This is a genomic window from Gemmatimonadota bacterium (assembly GCA_026387915.1).
Lineage (GTDB): Bacteria > Gemmatimonadota > Gemmatimonadetes > Gemmatimonadales > Gemmatimonadaceae > Fen-1231.
On record JAPLKS010000017.1, the window covers coordinates 455,363 to 471,121 of the forward strand.

At 63.7% G+C, this 15,759-nt stretch carries 13 protein-coding genes; 11 read left to right on the top strand and 2 right to left on the bottom strand.

Going from position 1 to position 15,759, the window contains the following annotated elements; all coding sequences use genetic code 11:
• Window positions 1-90 precede the first annotated feature (90 nt).
• The 5 genes from atpA (at window position 91) to NTZ43_11730 (ending at window position 5,130) form a co-directional block, all read left to right on the top strand.
• The gene (atpA, locus tag NTZ43_11710; GenBank protein ID MCX5767874.1) at window positions 91-1,659 is read left to right on the top strand and encodes a F0F1 ATP synthase subunit alpha; all 1,569 of its coding nucleotides are present in this window, start codon (window positions 91-93) and stop codon (window positions 1,657-1,659) included.
• A gap of 72 nt (window positions 1,660-1,731) precedes the next feature.
• Window positions 1,732-2,595, top strand: a complete 864-nt coding sequence (atpG, locus tag NTZ43_11715; protein ID MCX5767875.1) for an ATP synthase F1 subunit gamma — start codon at window positions 1,732-1,734, stop codon at window positions 2,593-2,595.
• Window positions 2,596-2,713: 118 nt separating this feature from the next.
• Window positions 2,714-4,126, top strand: a complete 1,413-nt coding sequence (atpD, locus tag NTZ43_11720) for a F0F1 ATP synthase subunit beta (protein ID MCX5767876.1) — start codon at window positions 2,714-2,716, stop codon at window positions 4,124-4,126.
• Window positions 4,127-4,152: 26 nt separating this feature from the next.
• The gene (locus NTZ43_11725) at window positions 4,153-4,395 is read left to right on the top strand and encodes a F0F1 ATP synthase subunit epsilon (GenBank protein ID MCX5767877.1); all 243 of its coding nucleotides are present in this window, start codon (window positions 4,153-4,155) and stop codon (window positions 4,393-4,395) included.
• Between the two features lie 51 nt (window positions 4,396-4,446).
• Entirely contained in the window at window positions 4,447-5,130 is a 684-nt protein-coding gene (locus NTZ43_11730) for a hypothetical protein (GenBank protein ID MCX5767878.1), read from the top strand.
• Here NTZ43_11730 and NTZ43_11735 read toward each other — a convergent pair.
• Window positions 5,120-6,412, bottom strand: a complete 1,293-nt coding sequence (locus NTZ43_11735) for a hypothetical protein (GenBank protein MCX5767879.1) — start codon at window positions 6,410-6,412, stop codon at window positions 5,120-5,122. The genes NTZ43_11730 and NTZ43_11735 overlap by 11 nt on opposite strands.
• A gap of 40 nt (window positions 6,413-6,452) precedes the next feature.
• Complete coding sequence (locus NTZ43_11740; protein MCX5767880.1) at window positions 6,453-7,169, bottom strand: thioredoxin domain-containing protein; 717 nt, start codon at window positions 7,167-7,169, stop codon at window positions 6,453-6,455.
• A 398-nt stretch (window positions 7,170-7,567) separates the two neighbouring features.
• On the opposite strand from NTZ43_11740, the gene NTZ43_11745 reads away from it, so the two are divergent.
• The 6 genes from NTZ43_11745 (at window position 7,568) to NTZ43_11770 (ending at window position 15,759) form a co-directional block, all read left to right on the top strand.
• Window positions 7,568-10,906 (top strand): SusC/RagA family TonB-linked outer membrane protein, encoded by a 3,339-nt coding sequence (locus NTZ43_11745; GenBank protein MCX5767881.1) that lies wholly within the window; start codon window positions 7,568-7,570, stop codon window positions 10,904-10,906.
• A gap of 67 nt (window positions 10,907-10,973) precedes the next feature.
• Complete coding sequence (locus NTZ43_11750) at window positions 10,974-12,629, top strand: hypothetical protein (protein ID MCX5767882.1); 1,656 nt, start codon at window positions 10,974-10,976, stop codon at window positions 12,627-12,629.
• A gap of 25 nt (window positions 12,630-12,654) precedes the next feature.
• Window positions 12,655-13,092, top strand: coding sequence for a hypothetical protein (locus NTZ43_11755; GenBank protein MCX5767883.1), 438 nt, complete (start codon window positions 12,655-12,657; stop codon window positions 13,090-13,092).
• A 54-nt stretch (window positions 13,093-13,146) separates the two neighbouring features.
• Window positions 13,147-14,007 (top strand): DUF4397 domain-containing protein, encoded by an 861-nt coding sequence (locus NTZ43_11760; GenBank protein ID MCX5767884.1) that lies wholly within the window; start codon window positions 13,147-13,149, stop codon window positions 14,005-14,007.
• Between the two features lie 29 nt (window positions 14,008-14,036).
• A complete protein-coding gene (locus tag NTZ43_11765) occupies window positions 14,037-14,807 on the top strand; it encodes a carboxypeptidase-like regulatory domain-containing protein (protein ID MCX5767885.1) in 771 nt (256 codons plus the stop codon).
• A 97-nt stretch (window positions 14,808-14,904) separates the two neighbouring features.
• Window positions 14,905-15,759, top strand: a complete 855-nt coding sequence (locus tag NTZ43_11770; protein MCX5767886.1) for a TPM domain-containing protein — start codon at window positions 14,905-14,907, stop codon at window positions 15,757-15,759.

The following is a 15,759-nucleotide window of genomic DNA, read 5'->3' on the forward strand; positions in this document are numbered from 1 at the left end:
CTGTGCCGGATTCGGTGCGGCTCGGCGCCGTTCGCTGCATTTGCCTGAGTCGCGCGCCACGTCATTTCACGCTTCCAACGCCTTCTTCCCATGGCATCCTCGACCTCGCTCCGCCCCGGTGAAATCAAGGACATTCTGCTTCGTGAAATCGAAGCGGCCGACCTGAACGCCCTCGATGTCGAGGAAGTCGGTACGGTGCTTGAGGTGAAGGACGGCATCGCGCGCATTTATGGCTTGCAGAAAGCCATGGCTGGCGAGATGCTCGAAATCACCGCGACGGAAACCGGTGAGAAAATCACCGCCCTCGCGCTGAACCTCGAAGAAGACAACATCGGCGCCGTCATCTTGGGCGACTATCTCGTCCTCAAAGAAGGCGATGAAGTGCGCCGCACGGCTCGTGTGCTCGAAGTGCCGGTGGGCCCGGAACTCATCGGCCGCGTCGTCGATCCGCTCGGCCGTCCGATTGACGGCCTCGGCCCGATCAACGCCAAGCACAAGCGCAAAGTGGAGAGCGAGGCCCCGGGCATCATTGTCCGCGAGCCCGTCAAGGAACCGCTGCAGACCGGCATCAAGGCTATCGACTCGATGATTCCGATTGGCCGTGGTCAGCGCGAACTGATCATCGGCGATCGCGGCACCGGCAAGACGGCGATCGCGGTAGACACGATCATCAACCAGAAGGGCACCGGCGTCATCTGCGTGTACGTCGCGATCGGTCAAAAGGCGTCGACTGTGGCGAGCGTTGTGGCACGCCTCAAAGCGACCGGCGCGATGGAGTTCACGATTGTGGTGGCTGCCACCGCGTCCGACCCGGCTCCGATGCAGTACATCGCCCCCTACTCGGGCGCGGCGATGGCCGAATACTTTATGTACAACGAAGGGCAGGCGACGCTCGCGGTGTACGACGACCTCTCCAAGCAGGCCGCCGCGTACCGCCAGCTCTCGCTCGTGCTCCGTCGTCCGCCCGGCCGCGAAGCGTTCCCGGGTGACGTGTTCTATCTCCACTCGCGTCTCCTCGAGCGCGCCGCCAAGCTCTCCACCGATCCGTCGGTGGTGGACGGCGTGAACATTCTCAAGCCGGGTGGTTCGCTCACCGCGCTTCCGATCATTGAGACGCAGGCCGGCGACGTGTCGGCGTACATCCCGACCAACGTGATTTCGATCACCGACGGACAGATCTTCCTGCAGTCCGACTTTTTCTACGCGGGCGTTCGCCCAGCGGTGAACGTCGGTATTTCGGTGAGTCGCGTCGGTGGCGCAGCGCAGATCAAGGCAATGAAGGGCGTCGCGGGCCGTCTGCGTCTCGACCTTGCACAGTTCCGCGAACTCGAAGCCTTTGCCGCCTTCGCGTCGGATCTCGACGCAGCGACCAAGAAGCAGCTCGATCGCGGCGCGCGCACGGTTGAAGTGCTCAAGCAGGGGCAGTACGAGCCGATGGCCGTCGAGAATCAGGTCATGATCATTTACGCCGTGAGCAACGGCTATCTCGACGAAATCGCCGTGGCCAAGGTTCGCGCGTGGGAGACTGGATTCCACGCGTTTGTGAAGAGCCAGTTCCCGCAGATCGGCGACAAGATCCGCACGGAAAAGGCGCTGTCGAAGGACACCGAAGCCGAACTCAAGCGCGCGATTGAAGCGTTCAAGAAGTCGGTGGCGTAGGGGCTGTTTTCAGTCGTGTACGGTTAACCGTTCACTGTTTACCGTCTACCGTCTACTGCTGTAGGGGTTGCTTTGGCTAAGGGTCGCGAACTGGTCGGTCGCATCAAGTCGACCGAGAACACTCGAAAAATCACGCGGACGATGGAGATGGTGGCCACGTCCAAGATGAAGCGCGCCCAAGATCGCGTGGTCGCGGCGCGTCCGTACGCCAAGGCGTTGGGCGACGTGATCTCGAGTCTCTACAATGCCGAGCTCGCGGAGTCGTTCCCGCTGCTCCGGCAGCCGTCCACCATAAAGACGGCGGCGGTGTTGTTGCTCACGTCGAACCGCGGCCTCGCTGGCGGTTTCAACGCAAATCTCATTCGTGAAGCGCGTCAACTCGTCGCCAAGCTCGAGGGCGAGGGGATCACGGTCGAACTGCACGTGGTGGGGCGTAAGGGTGCGGGCTATTTCCGTTACGTGGGACGCGAACTCGCGTCGCAGCGCACGGATATTTCCGAAGCGCCGCACGCCGCCGATGCCTCGTCGTTGGTGGACGGCCTGATGGACCGCTTCATTACGGGCGCGCTCGACGCGGTGTATGTCGTGCACTCCGTGTATAAGTCGGCGCTTTCCGCGCCACCGACGAGTACGCAGGTGCTCCCCGTGGCTCGCCCCGACAAAACGAGCGCGCAGAAAGATTATCTACTCTACCCGTCCGCTGAGGCGATTCTTACGGAGTTGCTGCCCGCGTATGTGCGCAACGCCGTGTATCGCGCGCTCGTCGAGACGGCTGCCGCCGAACAAGCGGCGCGTCGCAACGCCATGAAGAGCGCGACGGACAATGCTGGTGAAATGCTGAATGTGCTCCGCCGGACGTACAACCGTGCCCGCCAGGCCAACATCACGCAGGAGATCGCGGAGATTGTGGGTGGGGCGTCGGCACTGACTGGATGATCTGCATTACACGTTTACCGTTGACCGTTCACGGTTAACCGTAAACCGAAAACCACTGACAACCCGCTGCACTCAAGTAGCTACTCTCGCTTTCAATCACATGACTACCGCCACCGCCCTGAACACCGGCAAGATTGTCCAGATCATCGGCCCCGTGCTCGACATCGAGTTCCCCGCGGACAATCTGCCTGAGCTCTACAACGCGCTGCGCATCGAGGGCAAGACCGACTCGGGCCAATCGATTCGCGTGACGGTCGAAGTGCAGCAGCACATCGGCCGCAATCAGGTGCGCGCGGTGGCCATGAGCTCCACCGACGGTGTGGTGCGCGGCATGGCGGCCGTCGATACGGGCGCTGCCATTACCGTACCAGTGGGCGCTCCGGCACTCGGACGCATTCTCAACGTGCTCGGCGAGCCGGTGGACAACGGCGCCGAGATTCCGGCGAGCGTCGAGCGCTGGCCGATTCACCGCAAGCGCCCGGACTTCGTGAACCTCGAGCCGAAGACGGAAGTCTTCGAAACGGGCATCAAGGTCATCGACCTCATCGCCCCGTTCGTAAAGGGCGGCAAGATCGGGCTCTTCGGCGGCGCCGGCGTGGGCAAGACGGTCGTCATTCAGGAGCTCATCAACAACGTCGCCAAGGGACACGGCGGCAAGTCGGTGTTCTGCGGCGTGGGTGAACGTACGCGCGAAGGGAACGACCTCTACCTCGAGTTCAAGGAAGCGGGCATTCTCGACAAGGTCGCGCTGATTTACGGCCAGATGAACGAGCCGCCGGGTGCGCGTCTGCGCGTCGGGCTCGCCGGTCTGACCGTGGCCGAATACTTCCGCGACCGCGAAAACGCGGACGTGCTCGTCTTCATTGACAACATCTTCCGTTTCACGCAGGCCGGCTCCGAAGTGTCCGCGCTCCTCGGCCGCATGCCGAGCGCCGTGGGCTATCAGCCGACGCTCGCCACGGAAATGGGCGATCTGCAGGAGCGCATCACCTCGACGCGCAACGGCTCGATCACCTCGGTGCAGGCCATTTACGTGCCGGCTGACGATCTTACCGATCCGGCGCCGGCGACGGCCTTTGCCCACCTCGACGCCACCGTCGTGCTCAATCGTAAGATCACCGAGCTCGGAATTTACCCGGCCGTGGATCCGCTCGACTCGAGCTCGCGTATTCTCGATCCGCAGTTCGTTGGCGAGCGCCACTACAAGGCCGCCACCGAAGTGCAGCGCATTCTGCAGCGCTACAAGGAACTGCAGGACATCATCGCCATTCTCGGCATGGACGAACTCTCGGAAGACGACAAGAAGGTCGTCGGTCGCGCGCGCCGTATTCAGCGCTTTATGTCGCAGCCGTTTGCCGTCGCCGAACAGTTCACGGGCATCAAGGGCAAGTACTGCAAGCTCGACGAAACCATTTCGAGCTTCGAGCGCTTGGTGGCCGGCGAATTCGATCACCTCCCCGAGCAGGCCTTCTTCATGGCCGGCGGTATTGAGGATGTGGTTGAGAACGCTCGGAAGATGGCCGCGAGCTGATTTCCTTTCATTCGACCGAGACTCCCGTGCTCCACGTCAGCGTCATTTCGCCAGAAGCCACCCTCTTTGAGGGTGAGGCGCCGTCAGTAACGGCGCCTGCTTTTGACGGCGAGGTCGGCATTCTCACGGACCACGCCCCGATGGTCACCGTGCTCGGCAAGGGCACGTTGCGCGTGGGTGGTGGTCCGTCGTTCACCGTGGAAGGCGGATTTCTGCAGGTCGTCGATAATCAGGTGCGTGTCGTAACGGAGAAAGCCGCCAAGGCTTGACCAAAGGCGTTCGCGGGTCGTCTACCAGATGTCTCCGACTCTGTGACTCCTATGCGACGCCTTCTCCCGCTCCTGCTGCTCTCCGTGCTGGTCTCCAGCGCCGCGCGCGCGCAGTTCTATAACGCGCCCTCGCTCCAGCCGTCCATAATTTCCGAGCGCGAATACAACTTCGTGGCCGCGAGCGGCAATGGCGCGGGAACGTCGCTCATTTTCCAATGGCGCGAAGCGCTGGTGCCGGGTTGGCAGCTCACCGCCGAGGGCGGGCTCGCGGCTCCGGCGGGTGCCAATGTGAATGCGCGCGTGATCCTCGGCGTGGGCGCCGCGTATCAGCTGACGCGCAACAAAGAAGACTTTCCTTTTGACATTGCCGCCACCGCCGGCGCGGGCTTGTCCGCGGGTAGTGCGGATCAGGGCGGCTCAGGTGCGCATGTGGCCAACGGCACGGTGTTCCGTCTGCCGGTGGGAGCGGTGGTGGGTCATACGTTTGACCTTGATCGAGGCTATCGCCTGACGGCGTTCGTGCACCCGCGGCTGTCGTTCGATCGCTGCGGCGACTGTGTGGCAGGGCACTCCGACACCAAGATGAACGTGGATGTCGATATCGGCGCCAACCTGCAACTCACCCCGCAGGTGTCGGTGCGCGTCGCGGCGTTACTTGGCGGTACAGATTATCTCGCTTCCACCGACGCCGTTGGTTTTTCGGTGGCGTGGACGCCGAAGGGGCTCAAGAAGTAGCGAGCAATCGCGACACGAGCGCAGCAGAGCGCTCGGCCGCGCCGACTCCACGCTCGACCATTGCGCGTGCGCGGCCGCCGGCCGCCACGCGCTCTGCTTTGTCCGTCAATAGCGAGAGCAGGGCTGCGCCGAGTGCGGCGGCATCGTCACAGGCGACGCCGCCTCTCGCGGCAATGAGAAGCGCTGCGTCGCGGCTCTGCGTGTGGCGCGGCCCAAACAGCACAGGCGCGCCGAACTCCGCCGGCTCCAGTACTGAGTGCAGCCCCGCTGAGTGGAAGCCGCCGCCGACGTACGCCACATCGGCGAGCGCATAGAGTTCGCCGAGTACGCCGGTGCGGTCTACCAGTACTACATCGGCAGTGCGTTGTGCCACATCGCCGAGGCGCGCGAGTGGCGCGCGCACATCGTTCGCCCATTGCTGCACAGGGCGAAGGTGCATCGGCGTGGGCTCGTGCGGGGCAATAATCAGTCGTGCGCCAGGCAATTTTTTTCGCACCACAGCCCAGGCGTCGAGCAGCACCGCTTCGTCAGCGGGCCACGTAGAGCCAGCGACCAACGTTGGCCGTGAGCTGGCCAGCGTCGCGAGGAGCGGCCCCATGCGGTCGGCCGTCAGGGCCCGCTGCCAAACCTGGTCGTACCGCGTGTCGCCAGTGACCTCGACGGCGTGCGCGTGCACGCCGAGCGCGATGAGCCGCGCCGCATCTTCCGCGTCGATGGCGCCGACCGCCGCCAATGCTCCGTAGGCATCACCGAGGAGCGCCTTGGCCCACGGTGAGACGCGGCCGGAGCCGTCGGCGAGTGTGGCGGAGATCATGCCAATCTTTGTGCCGCGTGCTGCGGCGCGCGCCACGAGGGTGGGCCACACGTCGAGCTTGCTGAACACGAGGGCGGTGGGGCGCAGCGCGTCGAGCGCGGCGTCGGCGTCACCGGCGCTGTCGAACGGGAGGTAGTCGGTGAAGTCCGCGCCGATGCTCGTGGCAAACGCCTCGGCGCTCGGCGAGAAAAACGTGTAGGCGATCTGGAGCTGCGGGTGCAGCGCGCGCACGAGCGGAATCACGGCCCGAGCCTGCAACCCCTCGCCTACCGATGGTGCGTGCACCCAGAGCAGTGGGCGCGCGGGATCCCGGTGCGCACGCCCCCACGCGGCGTACCGCTCCCGAATGCCGCGTCGTGCGCGCAGCGATTGCCAGGTCTTTCCGTGCGCGGCCGCCGGCGCGAGCGAAGCGCCGAGGCGCGCCGCCTGCGCCGCGAGCGCATACGGGAGGCGGAGCAGCGGATTCACGTCGCGAGTGCGCGTGTGAGGTCCGCGCGGTGCACGGAGTTTAGCGCTTGCCGGAGGCGGCGAGCACGGAGTCGATCACGCGGCGGAACTCGGTGATGGGAAGGGCTCCGAGGACTTGGCGCTGCCCCACAAAAAATGTGGGGGTGGACTGCACGCCGGCCGACTCGCCGCGCTGGCGGTCCGCATCGATGAGCGAGGCCATGTGTTGCGTTTGCGTGCAGGCGTGCTGTTGCGCGGCATTGACGCCCGTAGAGATGGCGACCGAGTCAAAGAAGGCGCGCGCGTCTGGGAGCTTCTCCCACTGTTTTTGCGAATCGAAAATTTTCGCTTCGGTTTCCCAGAATTTTCCCTGCGCCGAGGCGCACATGGAGGCGTGTGCGGCCGGCATCGCGTTCGGGTGCATGCTGAGGGGGAAGTTCAGGTAGGCGACGCGAAGCTTGCCGGTGTCCACGTACTCTTTTTTGATGGTGGCAAAGCTTTCGACGTGCCACTGGCGGCAGTAGGGGCACTGAAAGTCACTAATGATGACGAGCCAGGTCCCGGCTTTTTCGGAGCCCAGCACGCGGCCGCGGTCGGCGGCTTCGATGAGGGAATCGCGCTTGACGCTCGCGTTGGCGGCTGGAGTGGCGGCCGGTGCAGAGGGGGCTGGGTTCTGAGCCACCACCGAGGGCGTTGCCGAGCGTTTGGACGCCGCATCGCCGGTGGAGCAGGCGGCGAGAAGGGCGGCGGCAAGGGAAAGAGCGAGGCGTCGGGTCATAGTCGAAGCGCTGGAAGGGGCGGTCAACGGGAAGCGCGCGGTCACCGGGGTGAGCTGGCGCGGACATATCTAATGTAAGTCCTGACAGAGCGCCACGATGGCGTTTGTTCGGGTCTGTAGTAGAAAATGGCAGAAACCGATACAAACCGGTACGGCGACTAGCCGGAACAAAGATGGTTCAGAGGGGTTTCGCCGACGCCCTACACTGGGGAAATCTTCTTTGCTACGGAATTGTGACGCAGGCGGTGCACGATGGGTAATGCGCTATTAAGGCGTACTATCTCGAAGTGCGCGTTTGGGTAGTTGCAGTTGTTGGACATCAGGAAGGCACCAAAGCAGGACTGTTTTGAGCGGGAAGCAAAAGTTTCCCCCCTTCACCACCTAGTTGAGGGAACGCGATGCACACGAGTACTCGGTTGCGGCGGCTGTTGACCGCGGTACTGGCTCTCGCCGTGATGGCACCGGCGACGGCGTTCGCGCAGGGCCTGACGATCACCGGTAAGGTGATTTCGGGCATTGACGGTCAGCCCCTGTTGGGCGCGAACGTCACGATTGAGGCGCTCCAGATCTCAGTCGGCACGAATGCCAGCGGTCAGTACACGATTCCTGTCCCTGGCGCCCGCGTGAGCGGACAGCAGGTGACCCTGAAAGTTCGCGCGATTGGTTTTACCGCACAGAGCAAGGCGATTACGCTCTCCGCGGGAAACCAGACGTACAACTTCGAACTGAAGGAAGACATCAACCGCCTCAGCCAGGTCGTCGTGACCGGCGTGACGGCGGGAACGGAGCAGCGCAAGCTGCCGTTTACGGTGGCCCAGGTGACGGAGAAGGACATGCCGGTCCCGGGCTCGAACCCGTTCTCGCAGCTCGCCGGCAAGGTGCCGGGCGCGAACATCGTTTCGAACAGCGGCCAGCCGGGCACGGTGCCGTCGATCGTGCTGCGTGGACCGCAGTCGATCAACGCCTCGGGCCGCGATCAGGGTCCGCTCGTCATCGTTGACGGCGTGGTGCAGCAGGGCTCGCTGGCCGACATCGATCCGACCTCGATTGAGAACATCGAAGTCGTGAAGGGTGCCGCCGCTGCCTCGCTCTACGGCTCGCGCGCCGGCCGCGGCGTGATCAACATCACGTCGAAGTCGGGCAAGATTGGTCAGGAAGGCATCAAGTTCAACGTCCGTGCCGAGGGCGGCTCGAGCGACATCGAAAACAAGATCCCGCTGTCCAAGGGCACGGGCTTGTTGATGAATGAAACGCGCGACCGCTTCTGCATCGCGGCGTCGGGCGCGCAGAACTGCTCGCGCTCGGTGGACATTTACGCCGAAGCGCTCCGCATCAACGAAGGCGGCGGTGACTGGGCGTTGTCGCCGGCCACGTTCTCCAATGACGCGGGCGTCTCGTCGAACCTCGGCACGATCAGGCTCCGTGGTCTGTATCAGGTGACGCGCTTCCCGACGACCTTTGATCCCGTCGCGCAGTTCATCACGAGTGGTCCGTGGATGGGTGGCAACGTTGACATGACGGGCAAGTATGGCCGCGCGAACTTCTTTGCGTCGCTCGGCAGCCTGCGCGAGACGGGCTCGATCCGTTTCCTCGACGGCTACCGCCGCAACAACGTCCGCTTGAACGTGGACAACACGCTCCCAGGCAACTGGACGACCTCGATCCGCGCCTACTACGCGCGTGTCGGCGTGGACAACAACGGTTCGAACTTCTTCCGCATGTCGCGTCAGCCGGGCTTTGCGAATATGCTTCGCACCGACAAGTACGGCCGCCTGTTTGTGCGGAGCAACCCGCTCGCGCAGGGCGCGCAGAACGAAAATCCGCTGATGTCGAACAAGTTCAACCCGCAGCTCGGCGATGCCAATCGCTTCACGGGTAGCTTGACGGCCCGTTGGCAGCCGCTGACGTGGGTGGACGGGGAGTTTGCGTTTGGCTATGACAACCAGACGTACACCAACCGCAGCATCTACGACCGCGGCTATCGCATCTCGACCTCCACCCAGAGCACGTCAAACTTGGGCGGCATCGGGTTCAGCGATGGCTACAATCAGGCGTACAACGCCTCGATGAACTGGACGGCGCGCCGCGATCTGTTCCGCGAGCTGGCTGCCCGCTTCACGATCCGCACGCAGTACGAGCAGCAGGACAACCGCGGCGACAGTCAGAGCGGTGTCAACCTCGTGGTGCCCGGCCTCTACACCTCGGCGGCTGTTGTGCCGTCGACGAGCACCGGCATCAGCTCGAACCAGAGCTCGATCCGCCAGATGGGCGGCGCGGTCGGTGTGAACCTCGATTACAAAGATCGCTACACCGTCGAAACGCTCGTCCGTCGTGACGGCGCTTCGCTGTTCGGCTCGGAGCAGCGCTGGAAGACCTATGCGCGCGTGTCCGGCCTGTGGCGTATTTCGGAAGAAAAGTTCTGGGGCGGCAAGCTCAAAAACATCGTCAACGAGCTGAAGTTCCGCGCGTCGGCGGGTCAGGCCGGTAACCGTCCGTCGTTCTCGCAGCAGTACGAGACCTTCTCGGTCGGTGGCGGCTCCGTGTCGGCCTCCGCGCTCGGCAACAAGAACCTCAAGCCGGAAGTCGCGACCGAAGTCGAAATCGGCTTTGACGCCGAAATCTTGAACAAGTTCGGCCTCACGATCACGAAGGCGCGTTCGATCGTCGCCGACCAGATTCTCTTGGTTCCGCCGCCAGCAGCGTCGGGCTTCACCAGCCAGTGGAAGAACGCTGGCCAGCTCGAGAACAACACGTGGGAAGCCTCGCTCAACATGCCGATCATTGAGCGTCGCAACTTCCAGTACAGCGTCCGCCTCAACTACGACGCGACCACCTCCAAGATCACCGGCCTGCAGTCGTCGGTGGCGCCGTACTACTACACGGCGAGTGGCCAGCAGGGCACGGAAACGATGTTCTATGTGGCGCCGAATGTGAATTTCGGCACCATCTACGGCCGTCGTTTTGTGAATACCTGCAGCCAGCTGCCGGCCTCCTTCCAGAGCCGTTGCGGCGATGGCAAGGAATGGCAGAAGAACGACATGGGCTTCATTGTGTGGACCGGCGCCGGCAACTCGACGAAGGACGGCATCACGAAGAACCTGTGGCAGGCCGTGCTCGGCGCGAATCAGTCGCCGTTCAACTACGCCGAAAGCTGGGGCATGCCGATCATCATGCGTGACTCCACCGGCATTGCGGTCACGAACAACAAGAACGGCAGCGCGCTGCCCGACTACCGTTGGTCGTTCTCGCAGAACCTGACGTACAAGCGCCTCTCGGTGTACGCGATTCTCGACGCCACGCGCGGCGCGAGCGTGTTCAACCTGCAGCGTGCCTGGTCGTTCGGCGATTTCCAGAACAAGGAACAAGACCAGTTCAACAAGACGGTCGAAACGGCCAAGCCGATGGGCTACTACTATCGCGTCGGTCTCCCGGATAACTCGGGCGTCGGCGGGCTGTACGACGTTCTCGGTTCGAACTCGTACGTCGTGGAAGACGGTTCGTTCATCAAGTTGCGTGAAGTGACGGTCGGCTATCGCATCGGCGCCATTGCTGGCCGTGGCGACTGGACGGTCTCGCTCATCGGGCGCAACCTGAAGACCTGGAGCAACTACAAGGGCTACGATCCGGAAACCGGTCTTTCGGGCGGCACCAATGGCTCGGGCGCTATCAACGCGGTCGACGCCTACAACTTCCCGAACCTCCGCGCGTTCACGTTCCAGCTGACCACCAGCTTCTGATTCTGATGGAGGCCATCACCTGTCGCCGCATCGGCGGCAGGTGGTCGCCCCCCCACGAGGACCACAGATGCGTAAAATGATTTCTCGCGTGGCATCGGCGGCGGCGTGCGCGTTGCTGGTTACGGCGTGCAACAGCCCGCTCGATGTTACGAACCTGAACAGTGCCGACGTGGCGCGCGCGTATTCGACGCCCGCCAACGTCGAAAGCCTGGTCGGGCAGCAGTATCTGCAGTTTCACAACGCGTGGATGGGCAGCTCGGATGCCATTCACGTGCAGTCGCACCAGCTCGCGTTTGAGGGCTATGCGACGGTCGCCAACTTTGGCATGAACATTCGCGCGGCGATCCCGCGCTCCCCGATCTCCAACGATCGTGGGAACCAGTCCGACGCGGGCAACAACCGCGAGTACTCGGCGTTCCAGCGTGTGTCACGCACCTCGGCCAACTTGGTGCAGGCACTCGATCGCATTATGAAGGCGAACCAGACCACGGGTACGCTGGCCTCGGATTATCGGGACCGCGGATTCGCCTTGATGGGTATCGGTCTGTCGCTCGGTTACGTCGCACTGGCGTATGACTCGGCGGCGATCGTCGATCACACGGTGGGTAGCGATGTGATCCCGGCGCTGTCCGGCTACGCCGCGGTGGGTGCCAAGTCATTGGCGCTGCTCGATTCCGCGCTGGCGTGGGGCGGTAGTGCCACGGCGGCAGCGGCGTTCCCGCTTCCGTCCGGCTGGCTCTCCACGAACTCGATGTCGCAGGCCGACTGGGTGCGCTTCGTGCGCTCGCAGAAGGCTCGCATCCGCGCTGGCTTGGCCCGTGATGGGACCGAGCGTGCGGCGGTGGACTGGACGTCGGTCATTGCTGACGCCACCAACGGCATCTCGGCCAACGTCGTGTTGCAGATGGGCGGCAGCTGGAGCTGCGCGTTTGACTGCTCACAGATGTATGTGACCGGTGGCTGGCACGAGTTCCCGCTTCCGATTCTCGGCATGGCCGATACGTCGGGTGCGTACAAGACGTACATCACAACGGCCGTCGGCGGCCGCGACGGAGCCAGCGTGCTCATTCGCACGCCTGACGCTCGTTTCCCGGCTGGCGCCACGCGCGCCGCGCAGCAGGCGGCCGCTCCGGTCAGTGGCACGGCGCTTCCGGCCGGCATTTACATCGGCAACCGCGCTTCGGGCGATGACTTCCCGGGCGACGGATGGGGTTCCTCGCAGTACGATCACCGCCGTTGGCTGAACATTCGTGCTGCGTCTGGCACGGGCCCGATGGTGGTCTTTGCGAAGGCTGAAAACGACATGCTCGCGGCTGAGGGCTACATCCGGAAGGGTGACCTCGCCTCGGCGGCCACGCTGATCAATGCGTCGCGCACGTTGCATGGTCTTCCGGCGATCAACACGCCGGCGAGCGCCACGGCTTCGGTCACCGGAAGCTTCTCGGCGCAGGGGTGCGTGCCGCAGGTGCCAAACGCGACGAGCTCTGATGTCGCGTGCGGCAGCATTCTGGAAGCGATGAAGTGGGAAAAGCGTATGGAGACCGCCTACACGGGCTTTATGTCCTGGTACTTGGACGCCCGCGGTTGGAACGATCTCCCGCAGTACACGGCGCAACAGTGGCCGATTCCGAACAAGGAAATGGATTCGCGTTTGGAAGCGTTCTACAACATGGGCGGCCAGGGTGGAAAGTTTGCCGCTCCGAAGGGGACGTACGGTTTCTAAGCATCATCGCCGGTACGCCGGCGCGGTGCTAGCGGCGTGGTCGCTGCTGCTTCAGGGGTGCTATCAGTCACTCCCGACGCAGCAGGGACCAGCGCCGGTCGCCACGAAGGTGTGGGTGTTCCTGAACGATCAGGGGCGGGCCGCACTTTCAGACCGACTCGGAATCGCAGTGGATCGCGTGGAAGGGACGGTGGCGGCGGCGGACGATTCGGTCTACGTGTTGCACGTGTCCCGGGTCTACCAGTTGTCGGGGTTGTCGAATGGCTGGACGGGTGAAGCGGTTCGGGTTCCCCGAGTGTTCACGACTGGTTTTCAGGTCCGTCAGTTGGATCGGTTCCGTACGACGATGCTGGCCGGCGGAGCGGCAGTTGCAGTAATCGCGTTCGTGTTGACGCGAAGCTTGACGGGGGCGGGCACCATGCCCTCCGATGGCACAAGCGCTCCACCTCAGCATTCCCGCTAGTTCACGTTGAAACCAAGAAGCCACTCCTTCTTCTCTTCTGGAGTCAGGAATAACATGCGAGTCTCGCGATTTCTCCTTGTGGTAGCCGGTATGATCGGCGTGCAGGCCTGCACGGCCGACTCGACCGGTCACCCGACGACGTTCACGAACCCGCCGTTGGCGTACATCCGGTACATCAACGCGGTGTCCGACACGTTCAATATGGATTTCCGCGCCATCGATCAGGTTGAGTTCAGCCAGCCGTTCCTCAACGTGGCCTATCGGGCCCTCGGTGACGGAAACTTTCAGGGCTGGCAGGCGGGTTCGCGCCATATCCGCGTGTTCCCGAATATGAGCATCACCACGTCGGGCGTGGCAGTTGATCCGTTGGTCGTGAGCCAGGTGCTCATCGACACGACCTACAGCTTCACGGCTGGCCAGTACTACACGATCATCCACACGGGTCAGTACCGTGCGGGTGGCGTGAAGGCCAAGCTGTGGATCATCAACGATGCACAGCCGGCGCAGGGCTCTGGCATCGCGGTTCGCGTACTACACGCGGGCGCGAACCAGCCCAACGTTGACGTGTGGGTGACGGACGGCACGGCGGCACTCGCCGGCGCTGCCACCATCTCCAACATGTCGTTCGGCACGGCGCAGGCGTATCAGGCTCGTGCCTTGGGCGCGACCAACGTCAAGCTGACGGCTGTGGGCGATCCCACAACCGCAGTCGGTTCTGCTACCGGCTACACGATGGGCGCTGGCACGGCCGGCACGACGCTGGCTGACCCGCTCGGTGGATCGGGCGTGGCTGGCACGATCGCCACGGCGTTCATCTTTGGCCCGTCGGTGACGGGTTCCAAGGCTGCCGCTGCGGCCACGGCGTCGGTAGTTTGGTTTATGGACAAGCAGCCGCCGCGCACCACCTCGCCGTAAGGTACGCTACGCACACGAACGATCCGTTCGTGACAAGGCCGCTGCGCGATTCGTCGCGCAGCGGCCTTGTGCGTGCCTGCCAGTGGCTCGCGTTGGCGTTGCTGCTCTGCACGCACAAGACGGACGCGCAGGTGATTCGCGGGCGAATCACCGTGCGGCAAACCGAGGCACGCGTGATTGGAGCGCGCGTGAGCGCACACGACAGTGCGGGCCTCCCCCTCCACGAGGTGTTCAGCGACTCGTCGGGACATTTCACGCTCAAGGTTGACGGGCGACCGTTTTCGATTGCCGTGCGCAAGATTGGGTGGCAGCCGTCGTTCACGGAGTTGATCAAAGGGATCGCCGCGACCGACACGGTGGAGATGAATCTCGAAATTCCGGCGGAGCCGCCGTCATTGTCACCGGTGGAGATTGTGACCACCGTTGACGCCGCATCGCTTGGGCCGCGTCGGTTGCAGGAGGCCCGGCGCCGAGGGTGGCAGGTGTTTGAGCCCGAGTTAGTGGCGAGCCGGCGCGCGGACTCGCCCTTTTTTGCCGACCTCATGCGCGCGGCCCAGGTGCAGAGTATTTTGTTGCCGCAAAAGCCGAGTGATTGTGTCCGCTCTATGCGCAACAACCGATGCCTGACGTATATCGTGGACGATCAGGTCATTGGGTATCAGTTGGCCATTCAGCCGTCTGATGTGTACTTCTTTGCGGTGCTCACCGGCGTGCAGTCGTCGGTGATGTGGGGGGACCGTGCGCCCTACGGCGCCATTGTCATTTACACCCGGATGTACGGCGACCGGCGCGAGCGATAGGTGGCACCTGTCCGGTGGTTTTTTGAAACCCTGGGCACTCCTCGGCCGTTGTAAGGGTATGATTCGGCAGCCTCTGCGGAGGTCCGAATCCCACCTGATGCTCACCCCACTCTTTCGCTCTCTGCGCGCCGTTGTGGCCTTGCTGGCCGCGGCTTTGGTCGCGTCCGCGTCACTGCCTGCGCAGCAGCCGGCGGGGCCAGTCATTCCGCCGCCGCGTGGAATGGTCAACGACTTTGCCGGCGTCATTTCCGCTGATCAAGTGCAGCGACTGGAGCGACTCGCTCGGGTGGTGCGCGAGGCGTCCGGTGGCGAGATCGCCGTGGTGACGCTCGCCGACATCGCCGGGCGTGACGTGGGCGACATCGCGCTTCGTATTGGGCGGGAATGGAAAGTTGGTTCAGCGGCAAAGATCGGTGAGGCGCAGCGCAATACGGGGATCGTGATTCTGCTGGTGCCGCGCGAAACGAGCTCTGACGGAAAGGGGCACGTTTCCATCCAAACAGGACAGGGTACCGAGGGGTTCATTACCGACGCGCAGGCTGGTGACATTCGTCGCGAGGCGACGCCGCTTTTGCAGCGCCGTGACTATGGCACCGCGTTGGAACTGATGGCGCAGCGGGTGGCCGAGCGGTATGCGGGGAACTTTGGGTTCTCGCTCGACTCTGTGGCGCGGATGCCGCTGGCCTCGGAGCGGGTGGCGGCGCCGGATCGCCGGCGCTCTCGCGGTATGCCACCGATACTGGCCGTGGTGTTGTTCGTGATCGCGGTGCTCGTGTTGTCGGGCGGCCGTGGCAATGGCTGCCTCTGGCTCCTGCTGGCCTCGCAGAGCGGTCGGCGTGGTGGAGGCGGGTTCGGGGGCGGCTTTGGTGGTGGCGGAGGCGGGGGTGGCGGGTTTGGCGGGTTTGGTGGCGGGGGTGGTTTTTCTGGCGGCGGCTCGAGCGGAGATTACTAG

Excerpts from the sequence above, each read along its gene's own strand:
- NTZ43_11730 (MCX5767878.1), top strand. The coding sequence starts at position 4,447 with ATGCGACGCCTTCTCCCGCTCCTGCTGCTCTCCGTGCTGGTCTCCAGC.
- atpA (MCX5767874.1), top strand. The coding sequence starts at position 91 with ATGGCATCCTCGACCTCGCTCCGCCCCGGTGAAATCAAGGACATTCTG.
- NTZ43_11740 (MCX5767880.1), bottom strand. The coding sequence starts at position 7,169 with ATGACCCGACGCCTCGCTCTTTCCCTTGCCGCCGCCCTTCTCGCCGCC.
- NTZ43_11745 (MCX5767881.1), top strand. The coding sequence starts at position 7,568 with ATGCACACGAGTACTCGGTTGCGGCGGCTGTTGACCGCGGTACTGGCT.
- NTZ43_11770 (MCX5767886.1), top strand. The coding sequence starts at position 14,905 with ATGCTCACCCCACTCTTTCGCTCTCTGCGCGCCGTTGTGGCCTTGCTG.
- NTZ43_11750 (MCX5767882.1), top strand. The coding sequence starts at position 10,974 with ATGCGTAAAATGATTTCTCGCGTGGCATCGGCGGCGGCGTGCGCGTTG.
- NTZ43_11760 (MCX5767884.1), top strand. The coding sequence starts at position 13,147 with ATGCGAGTCTCGCGATTTCTCCTTGTGGTAGCCGGTATGATCGGCGTG.